Consider the following 20,832-nt stretch of genomic DNA (forward strand, 5'->3'; position numbering starts at 1 on the left):
TAAATTCACAATACAGACCGCAGGAAAGGGTCACTATAATGATTCCACAGATTTCTCAGGCACCTGGCGTCGTTCAGCTGGTGCTCAATTTTTTGCAGGCGCTGGAGCAGCAAGGGTTTACCGGCGATACGGCAACGAATTACGCCGATCGTCTGACAATGTCGACAGATAACAGTATCTATCAGCTTCTTCCTGATGCTGTGGTTTTCCCGCGTTCAACGGCGGATGTGGCGCTTATCGCCCGTCTGGCGGCAGAGTCGCGCTTCGCCTCATTGATTTTTACCCCGCGCGGCGGCGGCACCGGCACCAATGGTCAGGCGCTGAACCAGGGCATTATCGTTGATATGTCCCGCTATATGAGCCGCATTATTGAAATTAACCCGGAAGAGGGCTGGGTGCGGGTCGAAGCCGGGGTGATCAAAGATCAACTCAATCAGTATCTGAAGCCGTATGGCTACTTCTTTGCCCCGGAGCTTTCGACCAGCAACCGTGCGACCCTCGGGGGCATGATCAATACCGATGCGTCCGGTCAGGGGTCGTTAGTTTACGGTAAGACATCCGATCATGTGCTGGGCGTTCGCGCGGTATTGCTGGGGGGCGATATTCTGGATACCCAGGCAATGCCGGTCGAACTTGCGGAAACGCTTGGTAAAAGCAACACCGCGATCGGTCGCATCTATAACACCGTATACCAGCGTTGTCGGGAAAACCGACAGCTGATTATTGATAAGTTTCCCAGACTCAACCGCTTCTTAACGGGCTACGACTTACGCCATGTCTTTAACGATGAGATGACGGAGTTCGACTTAACGCGCGTGCTGACCGGTTCTGAAGGCACGCTGGCGTTTATCACGGAAGCGCGTCTGGATATTACTCCACTGCCTAAAGTTCGCCGTCTGGTGAACGTCAAATATGACTCTTTTGATTCCGCGTTGCGTAACGCGCCCTTTATGGTCGAGGCGCGGGCGCTCTCGGTGGAAACCGTCGATTCTAAAGTGCTTAATCTGGCGCGGGAGGACATCGTCTGGCATTCCGTCAGTGAGCTGATTACTGATGTGCCTGATAAAGAGATGCTGGGCCTGAACATCGTCGAGTTCGCCGGGGATGACGAAGCGGCTATTGATGCTCAGGTGAGCGCGTTGTGCCAGCGCCTGGATGAGCTGATTGCTCGCCAGGAAGCCGGAGTGATCGGCTGGCAGCTGTGCGCGGAGCTGGCGGGCGTGGAGCGTATCTATGCCATGCGGAAAAAAGCGGTTGGTCTGTTGGGTAATGCCAAAGGCGCGGCCAAACCGATTCCGTTTGCGGAAGATACCTGCGTGCCGCCGGAGCATCTGGCCGACTATATTGCTGAATTCCGCGCGTTGCTCGACGGTCATGGCTTAAGTTATGGCATGTTCGGGCATGTTGATGCCGGGGTGCTGCACGTCAGACCCGCGCTGGATATGTGCGATCCGCAACAGGAAATTCTGATGAAGAGTCTTTCCGATGATGTGGTGGCGCTCACCGCGAAATATGGCGGTCTGCTGTGGGGCGAGCACGGCAAAGGTTTTCGCGCTGAATATAGCCCGGCGTTTTTTGGCGAGCAGCTTTATGGCGAACTACGCAAAGTGAAGGCGGCGTTCGACCCGCAAAACCGCCTGAACCCCGGAAAAATTTGTCCGCCGGAAGGCATTGATGCGCCGATGATGAAGGTCGATGCGGTGAAACGCGGTACTTACGATCGGCAGATTCCACTGGCGGTGCGTCAGGTCTGGCGCGGGGCGATGGAGTGTAACGGCAATGGCCTGTGCTTCAACTTTGACGCCAAAAGTCCGATGTGCCCGTCAATGAAAATCAGCCTGAATCGCATTCACTCTCCCAAAGGGCGTGCGACGCTGGTGCGTGAATGGTTGCGCCTGCTGGCCGACCGTGGGGTTGATCCGCTACAGCTGGAAAAAGATCTGCCGGAAAAACGCGCCAGTCTGCGGACGTTAATTGCCCGTACCCGCAACAGCTGGCACGCTCGTAAAGGCGAATATGATTTCTCCCATGAGGTGAAGGAGGCGATGTCGGGTTGCCTGGCGTGCAAAGCCTGCTCGACACAATGTCCGATTAAAATAGACGTGCCGGAGTTCCGCTCACGCTTCCTGGCGCTTTACCACACGCGCTACCTGCGTCCGCTGCGCGATCATATGGTGGCGACGGTCGAAAGCTATGCGCCATTAATGGCGCGGGCGCCGAAAACCTTTAACTTCTTTCTCAATCAGCCGTTGGTGCGAAACCTCGCGAAGAAACATATCGGCATGGTGGATTTGCCGCTACTTTCGACGCCGTCGCTGCAACAGCAAATGGTCGGGCACCGTTCCGCCAATATGACGCTGGAACAGCTTGAACTCCTGAGCCAGGAGCAAAAAGAACGTACGGTGCTGGTGGTGCAGGACCCGTTTACCAGTTACTACGATGCGCAGGTGGTGGCGGATTTTATCCGGCTGGTGGAAAAGCTCGGCATTCAGCCTGTATTGCTGCCGTTCTCGCCAAATGGCAAGGCTCAGCACATCAAAGGGTTCCTTAACCGATTTGCGAAGACGGCGAAGAAAACGGCCGAATTTCTCAATCGGGTGGCGCAGTTGCGTATCCCGATGGTCGGTGTCGACCCGGCGCTGGTGCTTTGCTATCGTGATGAATACAAACAAACCCTCGGCGAACAGCGTGGTGATTTCCACGTACAGCTGGTGAATGAGTGGCTGCCGACGGTGCTGGCGTCCCGACAGCCTCTTGCCGTGAGCGGTGAGCCCTGGTATTTCTTTGGGCATTGTACCGAAGTGACGGCATTGCCTGGCGCACCGGCGCAGTGGGCGGCCATTTTTGCGCGCTTAGGGGCGAAGCTGGAGAGCGTCAGCGTAGGCTGCTGCGGCATGGCGGGTACTTACGGCCATGAAGTGAAAAATCATGAAAATTCGCTGGGGATCTATGCGCTGTCGTGGCAACAGGCGATGGCGCGACTGCCGCGCAATCGCTGCCTGGCGACCGGTTACTCTTGCCGCAGCCAGGTAAAACGCGTTGAAGGCACCGGGGTTCGCCATCCGTTACAGGCACTACTGGAGATTATTGGATGATCTGGAAACGTAAAGTCACGCTCGAAGCGCTGAACGCTCTGGGCGAAGGGAACATGGTGGGGCTACTGGATATTCGCTTTGAGCATATTAGCGACGATACGCTGGAAGCAACGATGCCGGTGGATAGCCGTACAAAGCAACCTTTTGGTCTGCTACACGGCGGCGCGTCCGTTGTGCTGGCTGAAAGTATCGGCTCGGTTGCGGGCTATCTGTGCACGCAGGGCGAACAGAAAGTCGTGGGGCTGGAGGTGAATGCCAACCACGTTCGCTCAGCGCGTGAAGGGCGCGTCAGAGGGGTGTGCAAAGCGCTGCATACCGGCTCTCGTCATCAGGTCTGGCAGATCGATATTTTTGATGAGCAGGGACGGCTGTGCTGTTCTTCACGTCTGACAACCACCGTTGTGTGACGTTGTCACAAAATATCTTTATTGCAGACTGCTTTTGGTTAAAATGTGTGCAGAAAAAAGTGTTATACTGTGCACGTTTTGAACATAAGCGAGGATGATATGTCTACCGATTTAGACCCAACCCAACTGGCAATTGAATTTTTACGCCGTGATAAAACCGAGCTTTCTCCAGCCCAGTATTTGAAGCGCTTAAAACAATTAGAGCTGGAATTTGCCGATTTACTCACGCTCTCTTCCTCTGAGCTAAAAGAAGAGATTTACTTTGCCTGGCGTCTGGGCGTTCATTGATTCCGCACTGTTTTATCGCTCGGTGAATTAACACCAACAGAAAACCCCGACACGCTCTGCCGGGGTTATTTTTTGGGCTATGGGCGGCGGTTTACCACTTCATTTCACCGGTATTCACTTTCGCGCTCAGCGTCAGGGAACTTTCGTCAGTGAGGCCAGGCCAGGCGGCTGTCATCGTTTTGATGACATACTCTGACCCTTTTTTCGCCTCAAGCGCTTGCTCAAAGGATTGCAGATAATCCTGCGTGAAGCGTATAGCGGCGTCGCCTGCTGGATGTTCACCGATATAGTGACCCGGAATCACCTGGGTCGGCTGCAAACTGTGCATCTCGGTCAACACATGACGCCAGGCCGCACGCTGCTCAGGAGACTGGGTATCCGCCGTCCAGACATGGATACCGGATGCGATTCCCGTTCCGCCAAGTATTGCGCGGTTCGCCGGGACCCAGACGTAAGCGGCGTAATCGTTCGGGTGGCGCAGTTCCAGCGTTTCCCCATCAATCGTAAATTGTGTCTCGGTGGTTGCCTGCGGGATGGTGAGCGCCGCTGGCGCGCCATCTTTCATTTGCGGGCCCCAGTATTGCAGTTTGGCGTCTTTCGTTGCGCGAATGTGTTCCACCACATGCGGCGTCGCCAGAACTTTCACGTTCGGGAAGGCTTTTACAATCGGTTCCAGACCAAAATAGAAATCTGGATCGCCGGAGGTAATCACGATGGCTTTCAGCGACTTGCCGCTCTTTTTAATCATCTCGACCAGCTTTTCCCCGTCTTTGGTACTGAACTGCGCGTCGAATAAAATGGCTTCTTTAGGGCCAGAGACCAGCGTGGAAGAGACCGGGAAAATCGCGTTTTCCTGCGGATTATAAACGTCGAGTTGCAGCGGGGCGGCGAACAATGGCGCGCTAGTCAGCGACAGCAGAAGTGCCAGCGTTTTGATTTTCATTCTGAGTGACCTTATCGGCAGATGATGTTGATTTATTTACGTGGCTTATTTTAAGCAAATCTCGATCTGTTAAAATTCCCCTATCAGGACATGCTGAGTTTCATAAAACGATCGGATGGAAGGTTATGGACAGAGTGATGGCGGCAACGGTGTTTAACCATATCTGCGATTTGGGTAGCCTGAGCGCGGCTGCGCGCGCATTAGGGATCTCCAGGCCGATGGTGAGCCGTTATCTGGATGAAATGGAGAAATGGGCCGGAGCCAGACTTATTCATCGTTCGTCGCGCCGCCTGACGATCACGCCTGCCGGAGAAGACGCGTTGATGAAAACGCGAACGCTGGCGCGGCTTTCCCTGGATATTGCGGGGGCGACCGGGCGAGAGGTGCCGTCCGGCACGTTGCGCGTCGCCTGCGCCCATTTCACCGCGATGCATATTCTTGCCCCGATGCTGCCCGCTTTTTTAGCGCGTTATCCTGAATTGCGCATTGAAGTGGAGATTAATAATCAGCCTGTCAGTTTAGTGGGGGAGCGTATTGATGTGGCGATACGCATTACCGATAACCCTGAGCCAGGGACAATTGCGCGTCGGCTTGGTGACTGTGAGTCTGTGCTCTGCGCGTCTCCTGACTATCTGCATCGCTATGGCACACCGCAGACGCCGGAGGCGCTGGCGCAACACAATTGCCTCTATTACAGCGGATTTGCTGGAAAATCCTGGCATTTTCTGGATGAGCAGGGAGAACCGCTCTCTGTTGCGATCAAGGGCAACCTGAGCGCCGGAATCTCTTCACTTTTGTGTGAAGCGGCGCTGGCAGGGATGGGGATTGCGCTGGTGCCGGAAAAAGAGGCGCGAGAGGGGCTGGCGCAGGAGAAACTGGTTCGTTTGTTGCCCCATCTACAACCGCGGCAATTAGCCGTATACGGGTTATACCTTTCCCGTGAGCATCAGCCCGCTGCGCTACGCCTGTTCCTTGAGGCGGTGCAGGGCGCGATGCGCGACGGTGAAGCCTGTTCCTGATGCAGCATAAGGCGTATAAAAATTGTGCAGAAAGCAAGATCTGTTAAATACGCGATGCAAACTTATGAGAATATTCTTACACCCCTTCAAGAGCTAAGCCTGAAATGAGTGCCGGAGATAAGCGCCGGGTGGGGCAACGAACGATCGGTGTTATTCATACAATACCGATCGTTCGTTGTTAATTACTCCGTTCTTTCCGTTCTTTCTTTTTCACGTTAGTGGATTTGCTAATCCGACGGTTGTTTGAGCTATTGTTTAGCACCGTCATCGTCCGCTTTTGACCCCCATTTTTATTGATAACCCTATCTCAAAAATAGGCATTTTCGATACATATTTAATTTTTTAACCTGCCGCGCTGTTTACTCTTCTTAAATGCTTTATCTATCAATGTATTGAATAAAATAATCCATCACTGATAACCCTCGTAACAAGGTCTATGCTTAGTAAAAGTGGTCAAAAAGGGCGGTTAACCCGAATGACCCTTCTGTCAGAGGGTTGAAGTGATAATCATTATCACTAACATGGTGTTATGCCCTGGTGGCTTATTACACGAGGTGGACCTATGGAATTGCATTCAGGAACATTTAATCCAGACGATTTTGCATGGCGTGGTCTGACGCTAACGCCTGAGGCGGCGGCGCATATTCGTGACCTGGTCGCGAAGCAACCCGGCATGCTTGGCGTGCGTTTAGGCGTGAAGCAGACGGGGTGCGCGGGATTTGGTTACGTGCTGGATACCGTCAGCGAGCCGGAAAAGGACGATCTGTTATTTGAAACGGAGGGCGCGAGGTTGTACGTGCCGCTTCAGGCCATGCCGTTTATTGACGGGACAGAGGTCGATTATGTGCGCGAAGGATTAAACCAGTTATTTAAATTTCATAACCCGAAAGCCCAGAACGAATGCGGCTGTGGCGAAAGCTTCGGGGTATAGGCGGTACTATGTCTCGTAATACTGAAGCAACTGACGATGTCAAAACCTGGACCGGTGGTCCACTGAATTATAAAGAAGGCTTCTTCACCCAGTTACAGACTGACGAGCTGGCAAAAGGCATCAGCGAAGAGGTCGTGCGTGCGATTTCCGCCAAGAGAAATGAGCCGGAGTGGATGCTGGAGTTTCGCCTTAATGCGTACAAAGCCTGGCTTGAGATGGAAGAGCCGCACTGGCTGAAAGCGCACTACGATAAGCTGAATTATCAGGATTACAGTTATTACTCTGCGCCATCGTGCGGTAACTGCGATGAGACGTGCGCGTCAGAACCGGGTGCAGTACAGCAAACCGGTGCGAATGCGTTTCTCAGCAAAGAGGTGGAAGACGCCTTCGAACAGCTTGGCGTACCGGTACGTGAGGGTAAAGAGGTGGCGGTGGATGCCATTTTCGACTCCGTTTCCGTTGCCACCACCTACCGGGAAAAGCTGGCGGAACAGGGCATCATCTTCTGTTCGTTTGGCGAGGCGATTCACGATCACCCTGAGCTGGTGAAGAAATATCTGGGCACCGTGGTGCCGGGTAATGACAACTTTTTTGCTGCGCTGAACGCTGCGGTAGCGTCTGATGGCACCTTCATTTATGTGCCGAAAGGCGTTCGTTGCCCGATGGAGCTGTCGACCTATTTCCGAATCAACGCGGAAAAAACAGGGCAGTTCGAACGCACTATTCTGGTGGCGGATGAGGGCAGCTACGTCAGCTACATCGAAGGGTGTTCTGCGCCAGTGCGCGACAGCTACCAGCTGCACGCGGCGGTGGTAGAGGTGATCATCCACAAAGATGCCGAAGTAAAATATTCCACCGTGCAAAACTGGTTCCCCGGCGATAACAACACCGGCGGGATACTGAACTTCGTCACCAAGCGCGCGCTGTGCGAAGGTGAAAACAGCAAGATGTCGTGGACGCAGTCCGAAACGGGATCGGCCATCACCTGGAAATACCCGAGCTGCATTCTGCGCGGCGATAACTCCATCGGTGAGTTTTACTCTGTGGCGCTGACCAGCGGTCATCAGCAGGCCGACACCGGCACCAAAATGATCCACATCGGTAAGAACACCAAATCGACCATTATTTCAAAAGGGATCTCCGCCGGGAATAGCCAGAACAGCTATCGCGGGCTGGTGAAGATCATGCCGACGGCAACCAACGCCCGTAACTTTACCCAGTGCGACTCAATGCTGATTGGCGCGGACTGCGGCGCGCACACCTTCCCGTATGTCGAGTGTCGTAATAACAGCGCCCAGCTTGAGCACGAGGCGACGACGTCGCGGATCGGTGAAGATCAGCTCTTTTACTGCCTGCAACGCGGCATCAGCGAAGAGGATGCCATCTCGATGATTGTTAATGGCTTCTGTAAAGACGTCTTCTCTGAACTGCCGCTGGAATTTGCCGTTGAAGCGCAAAAATTGCTGGCAATCAGCCTTGAACACAGCGTCGGTTAAGTATTAAGGAAAGCACATGTTAAGCATTAAAGATTTACAGGTCAGTGTGGAAGATAAAGCGATTCTGCGCGGTCTGGACCTCGACGTCAGACCCGGAGAAGTGCATGCCATTATGGGGCCGAACGGTTCCGGGAAGAGTACGCTCTCCGCGACGCTGGCGGGCCGTGAAGATTATGAAGTGGTTGGCGGCTCTGTCGAATTTAAAGGCAAAGATTTACTGGAACTGTCGCCAGAGGATCGGGCGGGCGAAGGCATCTTTATGGCGTTCCAGTATCCGGTAGAAATTCCTGGCGTCAGCAACCAGTTTTTCCTGCAAACAGCGCTGAATGCCGTGCGCAGCTATCGTGGTCAGGAGTCGCTGGATCGTTTTGATTTTCAGGATCTGATGGAAGAGAAAATCGCGCTTTTGAAGATGCCGGAAGATTTGCTGACCCGTTCGGTGAACGTGGGCTTCTCCGGCGGTGAGAAGAAACGTAACGATATTCTGCAAATGGCGGTGCTGGAGCCGGAACTGTGCATCCTTGATGAGTCTGACTCCGGGCTGGATATTGATGCGCTGAAAATTGTCGCGGAAGGCGTCAACTCGCTGCGTGACGGTAAACGTTCGTTCATTATCGTGACGCACTATCAGCGTATTCTGGACTACATCAAACCTGATTACGTCCACGTCCTGTATCAGGGGCGGATTGTGAAGTCCGGCGATTTCACTCTGGTCAAACAACTGGAGGAGCAAGGATATGGCTGGCTTACCGAACAGCAGTAACGCGCTGCAACAATGGCACCATCTGTTTGAGGCGCAGGGCGAATCCCGCTCGGCGCACGCGCAGCAGCATTTACAACAGATGCTGCGCCTGGGGCTGCCGACGCGTAAGCATGAAAACTGGAAATACACGCCGCTGGAAGGGTTGGTCAGTAGCCAGTTTGTCAGCCGTTTTGCCGAGGTTACTCAAGAACAGCGCGACGCGCTGGCGCTGGATATCGACGCTGTGCGTCTGGTGTTTATTGACGGCCAGTTCAGCCCGCAGCTTAGCGACAGCGCTACAGCCAGCGGTTTCGACATTGCGATCAACGACGAACGTCAGGCGCTGGCCGCACCGGTTCAGCCGGAGGTTTTCCTGCATCTGACGGAAAGCCTGGCGCAGAGCGTGACGCACATCAGCGTTAAGCGCAACCAGCGGCCCTCTAAGCCGTTGCTGCTGATGCACATCACGCAGGGGCTGGAAGGCGATGAGGTCAACACTGCGCACTACCGCCACCACCTGGAACTGGCGGAAGGGGCAGAGGCGACGGTGATAGAACACTATGTCAGCCTTAACGCGGCACGGCACTTTACCGGGGCGCGTCTGACCATGAACGTGGCGGCGAATGCGCATCTGCACCACATCAAACTGGCGTTTGAAAACCCGGTGAGCCACCACTTTGCCCATAACGACATTCTGCTGGCGGCGGATGCAAGCGCGCACAGTCACAGCTTCCTGTTGGGCGATGCCGTGCTGCGACATAACACCAGCACCCAGTTAAACGGTGAAAACACTACGTTGCGGATTAACAGCCTGGCGATGCCGGTGAAAAACGAAGTGTGTGATACCCGTACGTGGCTGGAGCACAATAAGGGTTACTGCAACAGCCGTCAGTTGCATAAAACCATTGTCAGCGATAAAGGTCGGGCGGTATTCAATGGCTTGATCAACGTGGCGCAGCACGCCATTAAAACCGACGGACAAATGACCAATAACAATCTGCTGCTCGGTAAACTTGCCGAGGTGGACACCAAACCGCAGCTGGAGATTTACGCCGATGACGTGAAATGCAGCCACGGGGCGACGGTAGGACGGATTGATGACGAGCAGATGTTCTACCTGCGTTCACGCGGGATTGGAGAGCAGGATGCCAGACAGATGATTCTCTACGCGTTTGCCGCTGAGTTGACGGAAGCCCTCGGCGATGACGCGCTTAAACAACAGGTGCTGGCGCGAATAGGGCTTCGCCTGCCGGGAGGCATAGCATGACATTTCCCATCGAAAAAGTGCGGGCTGATTTTCCCGTCCTGACGCGTGAAGTCAACGGGCTGCCGTTGGCGTATCTGGATAGCGCGGCCAGTGCGCAAAAGCCCAACCAGGTGATTGACGCTGAGGCGGAGTTTTATCGTCATGGCTATGCGGCGGTGCACCGGGGCATCCATACGCTGAGCGCGCAGGCCACCGAGAAGATGGAAAATGTGCGTAAACAGGCATCGCTGTTCATTAATGCCCGCTCAGCGGAAGAGCTGGTGTTCGTGCGCGGGACGACAGAGGGCATCAATCTTGTTGCCAACAGCTGGGGGCCGGAGAATGTTCGGGCTGGCGATAACATCATCATCAGCGAGATGGAGCACCACGCCAATATCGTCCCCTGGCAGATGCTGTGCGCGCGTACAGGGGCGGAACTGCGCGTCATTCCGCTCAATACAGACGGCACGTTGCAGCTGGATACGCTCCCGTCGCTGTTTGATGAGCGTACCCGATTGCTGGCTATCGCGCATGTGTCGAACGTGCTGGGAACGGAAAACCCGCTTCCTGAAATGATCGCGCTGGCGCATCAGTATGGCGCGAAAGTGCTGGTCGATGGCGCGCAGGCGGTAATGCACCATGCGGTGGATGTTCAGGCGCTGGATTGTGATTTTTACGTTTTCTCCGGGCATAAGCTGTATGGCCCCACCGGTATCGGCGTGCTGTATGTCCGGGAGGAACTGCTTCAGGATATGCCGCCGTGGGAAGGCGGCGGTTCGATGATTGCGACCGTTAGTCTGACGGAAGGGACGACCTGGACCAAAGCGCCCTGGCGTTTTGAGGCGGGGACGCCGAACACGGGCGGAATTATCGGCCTTGGCGCCGCCATTGAATACGTTTGCGCGTTAGGGCTGGCGGAAATCAGCGAATATGAACAAAACCTGATGCACTATGCGCTGGAACAGCTGGCGGACGTGCCGGAGTTGACGCTATATGGCCCGGCTAACCGGCTGGGGGTCATCGCCTTTAATCTGGGCAAACACCACGCCTATGACGTGGGCAGCTTCCTCGACAATTACGGTATCGCCGTACGAACCGGCCATCACTGCGCAATGCCGCTGATGACGTATTACAACGTTCCCGCCATGTGCCGGGCGTCGATAGCAATGTATAACACCCATGAAGAAGTGGATCGTCTGGCAACCGGGCTAAAACGTATTCATCGCCTACTGGGATAACAGGGAGACGCTATGGCTGCGCTACCAGATAAAGAAAGATTGCTGCGTAATTTTCAGCGTTGCGCCAATTGGGAAGAAAAGTATCTGTACATTATTGAACTGGGGCAGCGTCTGGCGGAATTAAATGAGCAGGATCGTCGCCCGGAAAATAGTATTCAGGGATGTCAGAGTCAGGTATGGATTGTTATGCGTCAGAACGCTGATGGCGTTATTGAATTGCAGGGCGACAGCGATGCAGCAATAGTCAAAGGGTTAATTGCCATCGTCTTCATTTTGTATCATCAGATGACGCCACAGGATATTGTGAATTTTGATGTGCGGCCGTGGTTTGAAAAAATGGCGCTGACGCAACATCTCACGCCCTCCCGTTCACAGGGACTGGAAGCAATGATTCGCGCGATCCGCGCCAGAGCCGCAACTCTTAGCTAAACTGAAAAGACGTAGAACGCCAGATGGCGTACAGCTCTACGTGACTCGTCGGCCGGATAAGGCATTTAACCGCCATCCGGCAAAACGCCAGGGGGGTGGATATGAAACGTGCGTCTCTCATTGCAGTTACACTTTTCGGCGCTTACAGCGCATTTCAGGCGGCCTGGGCAGTGGATTACCCCTTGCCGCCAGCAAACAGTCGCCTTGTCGGGCAGAATCAAACCTATACCGTGCAAGCGGGGGATAAAAACTTACAGGCGATTGCCCGGCGTTTTGATACTGCCGCAATGCTGATCCTGGAGGCAAATAATACCATCGCGCCGGTCCCTAAACCGGGGACGCCGATTATCATTCCATCTCAACTGTTATTACCCGATGCGCCGCGTGAAGGCATTATTGTGAACCTGGCGGAGTTACGACTCTATTATTTCCCGCCGGGTGAAAATAGTGTTCAGGTTTACCCTATCGGTATTGGTTTAGAGGGGCTGGAAACGCCGGTGATGGAGACGCGCGTCGGGCAAAAAATCCCGAATCCGACCTGGACGCCGACGGCAGGTATCCGCAAACGCTCGCTTGAACGCGGCATTACGCTGCCGCCGGTGGTACCCGCCGGGCCAAATAACCCGTTAGGACGCTTCGCCCTGCGCCTGGCATACGGCAACGGTGAGTATCTCATTCACGGCACCAATGCCCCGGACAGCGTCGGGTTACGCGTCAGTTCCGGCTGTATTCGGATGAACGCGCCAGACATTAAAGCTCTGTTTGCGCAGGTCAGAACGGGAACGCCGGTACGGGTGATTAACGAACCGGTGAAATTCGCCGTGGAACCAAATGGAATGCGTTACGTTGAAGTACATCGCCCGCTGTCGCCTGAAGAGGAGCAAAACGTACAGACGATGCCGTATGTGCTGCCAGCAGGCTTTACGCAGTTTAAGGCGACTCAGGAGGTGGATGAGCGTCTGGTGGAAAACGCGCTGTATCGCCGGGCGGGATATCCGGTTGCCGTTACATCAGGGCAGGCACCGGTAGCTTCTGGTCGCTCAGTGGTGGAGTCCGCGCAAAACAGCCAACCCGGGAGCGGCGCTGAAACCCAGGCAACGCAGTAGCAGAGAAGGGAAAACACAGGCAAAAAAAATGGCGCACAATGTGCGCCATTTTTATTACACAGGTACTATTACTTACGGTATTTAGTAGCCTGGTTGTCCAGACGCTGGTTAGCGCGAGCTGCGTCGTCTTTAGCAGCCTGAACGTCGGAACGCATTGCGTTCACGTCGTTGCTCAGCTGGTCAACTTTAGCGTTCAGAGTCTGAACGTCAGAAGACAGCTGATCGATTTTAGCGTTGCTGGAGCAACCAGCCAGCAGAGTAGAACCCAGGATTACCGCGCCCAGTACCAGTTTAGTACGATTCATTATTAATACCCTCTAGATTGAGTTAATCTCCATGTAGCGTTACAAGTATTACACAAACTTTTTTAGGTTGAGAATATTTTTTTGACGGGAATGCACTTATTTTTGATCGTTCGCTCAAAGAAGCATCGAATTGAGCTAAAATGGCTAAAAAACCGAGTGAAAACAGAATCCTTCCATCGGATTCGTCTTAGATAATCTGCGATTAGATAGTGAAATCCGATTTGATTTTTTATTAAGAGTGGCTATCGATTAAATAAAAAAAGCGCCGCGAGGGCGCTTTTTATTCAGAAAATTAATTCACACAGGAATTATTACAGGACGTGAACAGATGCGGTGTTGGTCGTGCCGCTCGGTACCAGCGCGCCGGAAACCATGACCACAACGTCGCCTTTCTGGCCCAGACCGCTCTGTAGAGCGACTTCTTTACCCAGACGGTAGAAGTCGTCAGTAGAGTTAATTTCTTTCACCAGCTGCGGCACAATGCCTTTGCTCAGCACCAGCTGACGCGCGGTCACTTCGTTGGTGGTCAGCGCCAGGATGGTGGCGTCCGGGAAGTATTTACGCACTGCGCGAGCAGATTTACCGCCCTGAGTTGCAACGACAATGACCGGCGCTTCCAGTTTTTCGGCAGTTTCAACCGCGCCGCGGCACACTGCTTCGGTGATGCGCAGTTTACGGCTGTCGTTATTGAAGTCCAGACGGCTGGTCATCACGCGGTCAGTACGCTCGCAGATGGTCGCCATGATGGTGACGGCTTCCAGCGGGTATTTTCCTTTTGCGGATTCGCCGGACAGCATCACTGCGTCGGTGCCGTCGAGGATGGCGTTCGCCACGTCGCCAGCTTCTGCGCGGGTCGGACGCGGGTTCTTGATCATGGAATCCAGCATCTGGGTCGCGGTGATAACGACTTTACGTGCGCGGATACATTTTTCGATGATCATCTTCTGCGCGAAGATAACTTCTTCAACCGGGATCTCAACGCCCATGTCGCCACGAGCAACCATGATGCCGTCAGACGCTTCGAGGATCTCATCGAAGTTGTTCAGGCCTTCCTGGTTTTCGATCTTGGAGATGATCTGAATGTTCTCGCCGCCGTGCGCTTTCAGGTGCTCACGGATTTCAACAACGTCAGAACGCTTACGGATAAAGGACGCGGCAACAAAGTCAACGCCTTGTTCGCAGCCGAAGATCAGATCCTGTTTGTCTTTTTCAGCCAGTGCTGGCAGCGCGATGGAAACGCCCGGCAGGTTAACGCCTTTGTTTTCGCCCAGGTCGCCGTTGTTCAGCACTTTACAGATAACCTTGTTACCTTCGATCGCGGTGACTTCCATGCCGATCAGACCATCGTCAACCAGTACGGTGTTGCCTACGGACAGGTCAGAAGTGAAACCTTCGTAAGTGACGGCAACCATTTCGCTGTTGCCGATAACGGATTTGTCCGTTGTGAAAGTGAAGGTCTGGCCCGCTTTCAGGGAGACGTCATTACCACCTTCCAGCTTAATGGTACGGATTTCCGGGCCTTTGGTATCGAGCAGGATTGCGGCTTTTTTACCGGTTTTGCTCATTACGTTGCGCAAATTCTTGATGCGCTGACCGTGTTCTGCATAGTCACCGTGAGAGAAGTTCAGACGCATAACGTTCATGCCTGCGTCCAGCATTTTGGTTAACATCTCTTCAGATTCGGTTTTCGGACCGATGGTGCAAACAATTTTCGTCTTTTTCATGACAGTCTTAGTCTTTAAGTTGAGAAGGATATGGAAATCTGGCTTCAGGGGCGCACGGCCTTGAAGCTAAACCTGTGTTGCGAAAGTGGTGTTGCCTCGCTCTAAGGATAGGTGACATCGAAAGAGCGTGCAGAGGAATGTGTGCTCGTGTTTCAGCCCAACGGGATGGCGTGTTTTTTAGTCGTTGAGTTTTGCAGTCCAATGCGCTGAAACCATTCAAGAGACAATTGGCGCGCATTATACGCTGAAATTTACACAAAAGGAAAATGAAAACAGCGTTTCAAAAAACATCTGTGCAGATTCACAACAAATTGTTATTAAAGCGTTAATTATGATCCTTGCGTTGTGCCGCCCGGGAAAGGGCGGCGTTGCGCAACTACCCGGCGAGCGCCTGAGCTAAATCGTCCTGCAAATCCTGAACATCTTCAATGCCCACTGACAGGCGAATCAATTGCGGGGTGATGCCATTCGCCAGACGCTGCTCAAGCGGAATAGAGGCGTGAGTCATGGTAAACGGCTGGCTGACGAGGCTTTCAACACCGCCCAGGCTTTCCGCCAGGGTGAATAATTTCAGCCGCGTGATAACGTCAGTGGCGCGCTGGTCATCGCCTTTTATGACGATGGAGATCATCCCGCCGAACTGTGACATCTGCTGGCGCGCAAGGGCGTGCTGAGGATGCGACGCCAGCCCCGGATACCAGACGTGTTCTACCGCCGGATGTTTTTCCAGCCATTGCGCCAGCGTCAGCGCATTGCCGCTGTGCCGCTGTGCCGCTCAATTCGCAAGGCCAGCGTGCGAATACCGCGTAATGTCAGAAAACTGCTAAATGGGTCCAGTACGCCGCCGACGGCGTTTTGCAGATAACCCAACTGTTGTGCGAGCGCCGGGTTGTCCCCGACGACCGCCAGTCCGGCGACGACATCTGAATGGCCGTTCAGGTATTTCGTCGCGGAATGCACCACGATATCGAACCCCAGATCAAGAGGACGATGGATCAACGGCGAAGCGAAGGTGTTATCGGCCACGCTGATAAGCTGGTGGCGACGCGCGATATCGGCAATGGCCGCCAGATCGGCCAGTTTTAGTAACGGATTTGTCGGCGTTTCTACCCAGATCATGCGGGTATCAGGACGAATCGCGGCTTCGATACCGGCCAGATCGTCAGGTTTCACCCAGCTTACCTGTAATCCGGCGCTGCGACGACGCACATTTTCAATCAGTCGATAGGTGCCGCCATAGACGTCGTCAATCGCCACCAGATGGCTGTCTTTATCGAGAAGTTCAAGCACGGTAGCGATGCCCGCCAGACCGGACGCGAAGGCATAACCTTGCGTACCGCCTTCCAGCTCGGCAATGGCGGTTTCCAGCGCATGGCGCGTCGGGTTGCCGCTGCGTGAATATTCATATCCGGTATGCTGACCCGGCGCGGGTTGCGCAAACGTCGATGTCGCATAAATCGGCGGCATAACGGCGCCGTGCGCGTCAGAAAAGGTTCCGCTATGGACGCTAAGTGTGGAATACGATTTCATGAGAGTTCCTTATTTATCCAGGCGGTTGCGCCAGTGGGTGAGCACATCGCTACGGGTGACCAGACCGAGGAACTGGTCGTTGTCGACAATCACAGCCACCTGGCCGCGATCAAAAATAGGTTTCAGCGCGCTTTCCGGTTCACGTTTATCAAGCCGGACTACCTCGCGCGTCATCGCTTCTTTTACCGGGAGGGAAAAACGCGGGTTATCGCCCTGAATATGCGTAATCAGATCCCATTCGTCGATAATGCCGATAAGCTGATCCTCCTGAAGAACCGGCAACTGCGAAATATCGTACAGGCGCATACGCGCCAACACGGTTGCCAGCGTATCGTCCGGCGCAGCGGTCACGGTTGCCCCTTCGTCATGACGTAAGGCGATGAAGTCGCTCAGATCGCCAGCCTGTGGCCGGGTGATGAGCCCTTGCTGGCGCATCCAGTCATCGTTAAACATTTTCGAGAGATACTTATTGCCGCTATCGCAGGCGAAGGTCGCCACGCGCTTTGGCTGCGTCTGCGCCTGGCAGTAGCGCAGGGCGGCGGCGAGCAGCGTACCGGTCGATGAACCGGCAAGGATGCCTTCGGTTCTGAGCAACTCGCGCGCCGTGGCGAAGGCGTCTTTATCGCTGATGCGAAAGGCCTGTGAAACGGATTCGATGTGGGCGAGCGGCGGAATAAAGTCCTCGCCAATCCCTTCAACCAGCCAGGAACCGGCGGTGCCGAATGTGCCTGTCTCGACCTGATCGGCAAGGATTGAACCGGCGGGGTCGGCCAGCACGAACTCCGTGTGCGGGGAGTGTTCGCGAAACCATGCCTGTAAACCGCCCAGCGTGCCGCCGGAACCGACGCCGACCACGATGGCGTCAATGCGGCCATCCATCTGGGCAAACAATTCGGGGGCGGTGGTGGAAGCATGCGCCAGCGGGTTCGCGGCGTTGTTGAACTGATCAATATAGAAGGCGCCGGGCGTCTCCTGCGCCAGACGGCGTGCGTAATCCTGATAATAGGCCGGATGACCTTTGTTGACGTCTGAGCGGGTTAATACCACCTGTGCGCCAAGCGCGCGTAAATGGAAGATCTTCTCACGGCTCATTTTGTCCGGCACGACCAGCGTCAGGGCATAACCTTTTTGCGCGGCGATCAGCGCCAGCCCCAGCCCGGTGTTGCCCGCCGTCGCTTCAATAATCGTGCCGCCGGGCTTTAGCAGCCCCTGTCTTTCCGCTTCATTGATCATAGAAAGTGCGACGCGATCTTTAATCGAACCGCCCGGATTCTGGTTCTCCAGTTTCAAAAAGAGTTCGCTTACGCCGCTATTCAGCTTATGCAACTGAAGCAGCGGCGTATTGCCAATCAGTTCTGTTATGGAGTGAAACGTTGTCATGGTGAATATCCGTCAGTGAATAACATGACGAAATAATAGGGTTGCCAAAATGCACGCCTAAAGAATGTTTGTCTGTGAATAAGAACAGAATGGAATATAAAACGCTATTTGGATGGCAGGACGTTTAGCCGTGCGGTCGTCTGGCGGTGTTGATGGCCGAATAACCCTGTTTTTGTCGATTAATTCAACAGTTTACGCTGCTCGCGTTAAGGATAATGCCGCTCCCCGCATAAAGGTTGCCGAAATTGTACTAAAGCCATTTTCCCGCGCTGCGCCTCTCTTATTCCTTGCGGATATATCAAATTCCTTTTTGGTCATTTAAAAGCAGAAACACCCTGATTACACTCGTTTGGACATCCATACTGCTAAACAGCTAAAAGCACTGGCAGGATAACCATAAGCAGCAGCGGATACGATAACGATATGATCGTCCTGAAAAATATTTCGAAAGTTTTTACGCCCGGCAAGCTGTCCATTACCGCAGTGGATAACGTTAATCTGACGGTTGAACAGGGACAAATTTACGGGATTATTGGCTACAGCGGCGCCGGAAAGAGTACGTTGATTCGTTTGCTGAACGGTCTGGAAAAACCGACCGTGGGCAGCGTGACCATCAATGGTCATGATATTTCAGCGGCGACAGGAGAGTCCCTGCGCCAGGCGCGGCTGAAAATCAGCATGGTGTTTCAGCACTTCAATTTGCTGTGGTCGCGTACCGTCAGCGAAAACATCGCTTTTTCTATGCAAATCGCGGGCGCGCCAAAAGCAAAAATCAAGGCGCGGGTGGCGGAGCTGATCGACCTGGTGGGACTAACCGGGCGTGAGAATGCTTACCCATCCCAGCTGAGCGGCGGGCAAAAGCAACGTGTGGGGATTGCCCGTGCGCTGGCAAATAACCCGGATGTGCTGCTCTGCGACGAGGCGACTTCCGCGCTGGACCCGCAAACCACCGATCAGATTCTGGATCTGCTGCTCGATATTAATCGCCGCTTCCAGCTCACGATTGTGCTTATTACCCACGAGATGCATGTGGTGCGCAAAATCTGCGATCGCGTTGCGGTGATGGAAAACGGCAGAGTGGTGGAGGAAGGCGATGTGCTGAACGTCTTTACTCATCCGCAACAGCCGATTACCCGGCAGTTTGTCCGCCAGGTAAGTCAGTATGCCGAAGAGGAGGCGTTTAACCCGCAGCTGGCGAGCGAGCTGGGCGGGACGGTGATTAAGCTGACCTTCACCGGGCACAGTACGCATCAGCCGATCGTAGGGGAGCTTACCCTGCGTTACGGCCTGCCTTTCAATATCTTACACGGCAAGATGACGCAAACCGCGCATGGCGTGTTTGGCCAACTGTGGCTGCACGTCGTGGCGACGGAAGAACAACTGAATAATATTCTGGCGGATTTGCGGCAGAGCGATATTGAAGGTGAGGTAGTACAACATGGTTGAGAATCTGTTTCCCCATCTGAAATGGGAACAACTTTTTGCGGCAACGCAGGAAACGCTCTATATGACGGCGCTTTCCGGTATCGCGACGTTTGTGCTGGGGATTGTACTGGGGCTGGCGCTGTTTTTGACCGCGCGCGGCGGGCTGTTTCAGAACCGCACGCTGTATAGCGTCATTTCTCTGGTGGTGAATATTTTTCGCTCGATCCCGTTCATCATTTTGATCGTCTTGCTGATCCCGTTTACTAAAGCGCTGGTCGGCACCATTCTCGGCGCGAACGCTGCGCTACCGGCGTTGATTGTCGGGGCGGCACCGTTTTATGCGCGTCTGGTTGAAATCGCACTGCGCGAGGTTGACAGAGGCGTGATTGAAGCCACGCGTTCGATGGGCGCACGTCTCAGCACACTTATTTTTCGGGTTTTACTGCCTGAATCATCACCCGCACTGGTGTCCGGGATCACCGTGACGCTGATTGCGCTGGTCAGTTACAGCGCGATGGCCGGAGTGATTGGGGCAGGCGGTTTAGGGAACCTGGCTTATCTGGAAGGATTCCAGCGCAACCACAACGACGTCACGCTGGTGGCGACGGTGACTATCCTGATCATCGTCTTCATTATCCAGTTCTGCGGCGATGTGATCACCTCTCTGTTAGATAAACGCTAATAAAATACGGAAACCATTATCATGAAAAAATCACTGACATTACTCGCCGCAGCAACCTTAAGCGCCCTGAGCTTCGCCTCCTGGGCGGATACGCTGACCGTTGGCGCCTCTAACGTACCGCATGCGGAAATCCTTGAGCAGGCGAAACCGATTCTGGCGAAACAGGGGATCGATCTGGAGATTAAACCTTTCCAGGATTACATTCTGCCGAATACCGCGCTGGCCGGTCGTGAAATTGACGCCAACTACTTCCAGCATATCCCGTACCTGAATAGCGTGCTGAAAGATCATGCGGGTGATAAAACCTATGATTTCGTCAGCGCCGGGGCGATTCATATTGAGCCGATCGGCATCTACTCTAAAAAATACAAATCGCTGAAAGATCTGCCGGAAGGCGGCAGGATCATTATGCGTGACGCGGTCTCTGAAGAGGGACGTATTCTGTCGATCTTTGAAAAAGAGGGCGTGATCAAACTGAAGCCGGGCGTGGATAAGGTCAGCGCGCGCATCAGCGACATCGTGGATAACCCGAAAAAACTGAAGTTCCTGCCGAACGTGGAAGCGGCGCTGTTACCACAGATGTACAACAACGATGAAGGCGATGCGGTGGTGATTAACGCCAACTACGCTATCGACGCAGGTCTGGACCCGGTTAACGATCCGATCGCCGTTGAGAGCGGAGAAAACAATCCGTACGCCAACATCATTACCGTACATCGTGGCGACGAGAAGAAAAAAGACATCGTGGCGCTGGTTGACGTTCTGCACTCAAAAGAGATTCAGGACTGGATCCGCACGAAGTACAAAGGCGCGGTGATTCCGGTCAATAACTAATACCACGTAGTG

Annotated in this window: 19 protein-coding genes and 1 pseudogene; 14 read left to right on the top strand and 6 right to left on the bottom strand. The window is 54.0% G+C overall.

From position 1 onward, the window contains the following. The first annotated feature begins 38 nt into the window (after nt 1-38). From ydiJ to OGV82_RS19210, 3 genes are all read left to right on the top strand, one after another. A complete protein-coding gene (gene ydiJ, locus OGV82_RS19200) occupies nt 39-3,095 on the top strand; it encodes a D-2-hydroxyglutarate dehydrogenase YdiJ (protein ID WP_047457338.1) in 3,057 nt (1,018 codons plus the stop codon). Further along, nucleotides 3,092-3,502, top strand: a complete 411-nt coding sequence (menI, locus tag OGV82_RS19205) for a 1,4-dihydroxy-2-naphthoyl-CoA hydrolase (RefSeq protein ID WP_101744285.1) — start codon at nt 3,092-3,094, stop codon at nt 3,500-3,502. The genes ydiJ and menI overlap by 4 nt, the downstream gene beginning before the upstream one ends. Nucleotides 3,503-3,601: 99 nt before the next feature. Beyond that, nucleotides 3,602-3,790, top strand: a complete 189-nt coding sequence (locus tag OGV82_RS19210) for a YdiH family protein (RefSeq protein ID WP_024130379.1) — start codon at nt 3,602-3,604, stop codon at nt 3,788-3,790. A 91-nt stretch (nt 3,791-3,881) separates the two neighbouring features. On the opposite strand, the gene OGV82_RS19215 is transcribed toward OGV82_RS19210, so the two are convergent. Further along, the gene (locus tag OGV82_RS19215; RefSeq protein WP_047457334.1) at nt 3,882-4,733 is read right to left on the bottom strand and encodes a Vmh family MBL fold metallo-hydrolase; all 852 of its coding nucleotides are present in this window, start codon (nt 4,731-4,733) and stop codon (nt 3,882-3,884) included. Between the two features lie 125 nt (nt 4,734-4,858). On the opposite strand from OGV82_RS19215, the gene OGV82_RS19220 reads away from it, so the two are divergent. The 8 genes from OGV82_RS19220 to ldtE all read left to right on the top strand — a co-directional run bounded on the left by OGV82_RS19220 (nt 4,859) and on the right by ldtE (nt 12,940). Beyond that, the gene (locus OGV82_RS19220) at nt 4,859-5,752 is read left to right on the top strand and encodes a LysR family transcriptional regulator (protein ID WP_047457332.1); all 894 of its coding nucleotides are present in this window, start codon (nt 4,859-4,861) and stop codon (nt 5,750-5,752) included. A gap of 562 nt (nt 5,753-6,314) precedes the next feature. Next, on the top strand, nt 6,315-6,683 hold the full coding sequence (gene sufA, locus OGV82_RS19225; protein WP_012132586.1) for a Fe-S cluster assembly scaffold SufA: 369 nt from the start codon (nt 6,315-6,317) through the stop codon (nt 6,681-6,683). Nucleotides 6,684-6,691: 8 nt separating this feature from the next. Continuing rightward, on the top strand, nt 6,692-8,179 hold the full coding sequence (sufB, locus tag OGV82_RS19230; protein WP_012132585.1) for a Fe-S cluster assembly protein SufB: 1,488 nt from the start codon (nt 6,692-6,694) through the stop codon (nt 8,177-8,179). A gap of 16 nt (nt 8,180-8,195) precedes the next feature. Then, nucleotides 8,196-8,942 carry a Fe-S cluster assembly ATPase SufC gene (gene sufC, locus OGV82_RS19235; RefSeq protein ID WP_012132584.1) on the top strand — a complete coding sequence of 249 codons (747 nt, stop codon included), beginning with the start codon at nt 8,196-8,198 and terminating at the stop codon, nt 8,940-8,942. Then, the gene (gene sufD, locus OGV82_RS19240) at nt 8,917-10,188 is read left to right on the top strand and encodes a Fe-S cluster assembly protein SufD (RefSeq protein WP_047457329.1); all 1,272 of its coding nucleotides are present in this window, start codon (nt 8,917-8,919) and stop codon (nt 10,186-10,188) included. The genes sufC and sufD overlap by 26 nt, the downstream gene beginning before the upstream one ends. Beyond that, nucleotides 10,185-11,405 carry a cysteine desulfurase SufS gene (sufS, locus tag OGV82_RS19245; RefSeq protein ID WP_012132582.1) on the top strand — a complete coding sequence of 407 codons (1,221 nt, stop codon included), beginning with the start codon at nt 10,185-10,187 and terminating at the stop codon, nt 11,403-11,405. Before sufD ends, sufS begins: the two co-directional genes overlap by 4 nt. A 12-nt stretch (nt 11,406-11,417) precedes the next feature. Continuing rightward, the gene (gene sufE / locus OGV82_RS19250; RefSeq protein ID WP_049011812.1) at nt 11,418-11,834 is read left to right on the top strand and encodes a cysteine desulfuration protein SufE; all 417 of its coding nucleotides are present in this window, start codon (nt 11,418-11,420) and stop codon (nt 11,832-11,834) included. A 101-nt stretch (nt 11,835-11,935) separates the two neighbouring features. After that, nucleotides 11,936-12,940: a L,D-transpeptidase LdtE gene (gene ldtE / locus OGV82_RS19255; RefSeq protein ID WP_047457324.1), complete on the top strand. Its 1,005-nt coding sequence runs from the start codon at nt 11,936-11,938 to the stop codon at nt 12,938-12,940. 68 nt (nt 12,941-13,008) lie between these two features. On the opposite strand, the gene lpp is transcribed toward ldtE, so the two are convergent. The 5 genes and pseudogenes from lpp to OGV82_RS19280 all read right to left on the bottom strand — a co-directional run bounded on the left by lpp (nt 13,009) and on the right by OGV82_RS19280 (nt 17,879). After that, the gene (gene lpp, locus OGV82_RS19260) at nt 13,009-13,245 is read right to left on the bottom strand and encodes a murein lipoprotein Lpp (RefSeq protein WP_001082307.1); all 237 of its coding nucleotides are present in this window, start codon (nt 13,243-13,245) and stop codon (nt 13,009-13,011) included. Between the two features lie 311 nt (nt 13,246-13,556). Then, a complete protein-coding gene (gene pykF, locus OGV82_RS19265) occupies nt 13,557-14,969 on the bottom strand; it encodes a pyruvate kinase PykF (protein WP_012132579.1) in 1,413 nt (470 codons plus the stop codon). Between the two features lie 7 nt (nt 14,970-14,976). Further along, nucleotides 14,977-15,171 (bottom strand): protein YnhH, encoded by a 195-nt coding sequence (ynhH, locus tag OGV82_RS19270; protein ID WP_244264181.1) that lies wholly within the window; start codon nt 15,169-15,171, stop codon nt 14,977-14,979. Nucleotides 15,172-15,345: 174 nt separating this feature from the next. Then, nucleotides 15,346-16,499, bottom strand: a pseudogene (locus tag OGV82_RS19275) (trans-sulfuration enzyme family protein). Between the two features lie 9 nt (nt 16,500-16,508). Continuing rightward, a complete protein-coding gene (locus OGV82_RS19280; protein ID WP_047457321.1) occupies nt 16,509-17,879 on the bottom strand; it encodes a pyridoxal-phosphate dependent enzyme in 1,371 nt (456 codons plus the stop codon). Nucleotides 17,880-18,302: 423 nt separating this feature from the next. On the opposite strand from OGV82_RS19280, the gene OGV82_RS19285 reads away from it, so the two are divergent. Genes OGV82_RS19285 through OGV82_RS19295 form a run of 3 tightly spaced genes read left to right on the top strand, consistent with a single transcriptional unit; the run spans nt 18,303 to nt 20,820 of the window. Further along, complete coding sequence (locus tag OGV82_RS19285; protein WP_047457318.1) at nt 18,303-19,325, top strand: methionine ABC transporter ATP-binding protein; 1,023 nt, start codon at nt 18,303-18,305, stop codon at nt 19,323-19,325. Then, a complete protein-coding gene (locus tag OGV82_RS19290; RefSeq protein WP_012132573.1) occupies nt 19,318-19,986 on the top strand; it encodes a methionine ABC transporter permease in 669 nt (222 codons plus the stop codon). Before OGV82_RS19285 ends, OGV82_RS19290 begins: the two co-directional genes overlap by 8 nt. Before the next feature lie 21 nt (nt 19,987-20,007). Then, nucleotides 20,008-20,820 (top strand): MetQ/NlpA family ABC transporter substrate-binding protein, encoded by an 813-nt coding sequence (locus tag OGV82_RS19295; RefSeq protein ID WP_047457314.1) that lies wholly within the window; start codon nt 20,008-20,010, stop codon nt 20,818-20,820. Nucleotides 20,821-20,832: the final 12 nt, after the last annotated feature.

Origin of the sequence: Citrobacter sp. CK191, from assembly GCF_030333435.1 — a bacterium.
GTDB lineage: Bacteria > Pseudomonadota > Gammaproteobacteria > Enterobacterales > Enterobacteriaceae > Citrobacter_B > Citrobacter_B koseri.

Bases quoted from the DNA above. Each gene is read 5' to 3' on its own strand.
- sufS (WP_012132582.1), top strand. From the start codon at position 10,185: ATGACATTTCCCATCGAAAAAGTGCGGGCTGATTTTCCCGTCCTGACG.
- sufD (WP_047457329.1), top strand. From the start codon at position 8,917: ATGGCTGGCTTACCGAACAGCAGTAACGCGCTGCAACAATGGCACCAT.
- ydiJ (WP_047457338.1), top strand. From the start codon at position 39: ATGATTCCACAGATTTCTCAGGCACCTGGCGTCGTTCAGCTGGTGCTC.
- menI (WP_101744285.1), top strand. From the start codon at position 3,092: ATGATCTGGAAACGTAAAGTCACGCTCGAAGCGCTGAACGCTCTGGGC.
- pykF (WP_012132579.1), bottom strand. From the start codon at position 14,969: ATGAAAAAGACGAAAATTGTTTGCACCATCGGTCCGAAAACCGAATCT.
- ldtE (WP_047457324.1), top strand. From the start codon at position 11,936: ATGAAACGTGCGTCTCTCATTGCAGTTACACTTTTCGGCGCTTACAGC.
- sufC (WP_012132584.1), top strand. From the start codon at position 8,196: ATGTTAAGCATTAAAGATTTACAGGTCAGTGTGGAAGATAAAGCGATT.
- lpp (WP_001082307.1), bottom strand. From the start codon at position 13,245: ATGAATCGTACTAAACTGGTACTGGGCGCGGTAATCCTGGGTTCTACT.
- sufB (WP_012132585.1), top strand. From the start codon at position 6,692: ATGTCTCGTAATACTGAAGCAACTGACGATGTCAAAACCTGGACCGGT.
- OGV82_RS19290 (WP_012132573.1), top strand. From the start codon at position 19,318: ATGGTTGAGAATCTGTTTCCCCATCTGAAATGGGAACAACTTTTTGCG.
- OGV82_RS19295 (WP_047457314.1), top strand. From the start codon at position 20,008: ATGAAAAAATCACTGACATTACTCGCCGCAGCAACCTTAAGCGCCCTG.
- OGV82_RS19220 (WP_047457332.1), top strand. From the start codon at position 4,859: ATGGACAGAGTGATGGCGGCAACGGTGTTTAACCATATCTGCGATTTG.
- OGV82_RS19210 (WP_024130379.1), top strand. From the start codon at position 3,602: ATGTCTACCGATTTAGACCCAACCCAACTGGCAATTGAATTTTTACGC.
- sufA (WP_012132586.1), top strand. From the start codon at position 6,315: ATGGAATTGCATTCAGGAACATTTAATCCAGACGATTTTGCATGGCGT.
- OGV82_RS19215 (WP_047457334.1), bottom strand. From the start codon at position 4,733: ATGAAAATCAAAACGCTGGCACTTCTGCTGTCGCTGACTAGCGCGCCA.
- OGV82_RS19280 (WP_047457321.1), bottom strand. From the start codon at position 17,879: ATGACAACGTTTCACTCCATAACAGAACTGATTGGCAATACGCCGCTG.
- OGV82_RS19285 (WP_047457318.1), top strand. From the start codon at position 18,303: ATGATCGTCCTGAAAAATATTTCGAAAGTTTTTACGCCCGGCAAGCTG.
- sufE (WP_049011812.1), top strand. From the start codon at position 11,418: ATGGCTGCGCTACCAGATAAAGAAAGATTGCTGCGTAATTTTCAGCGT.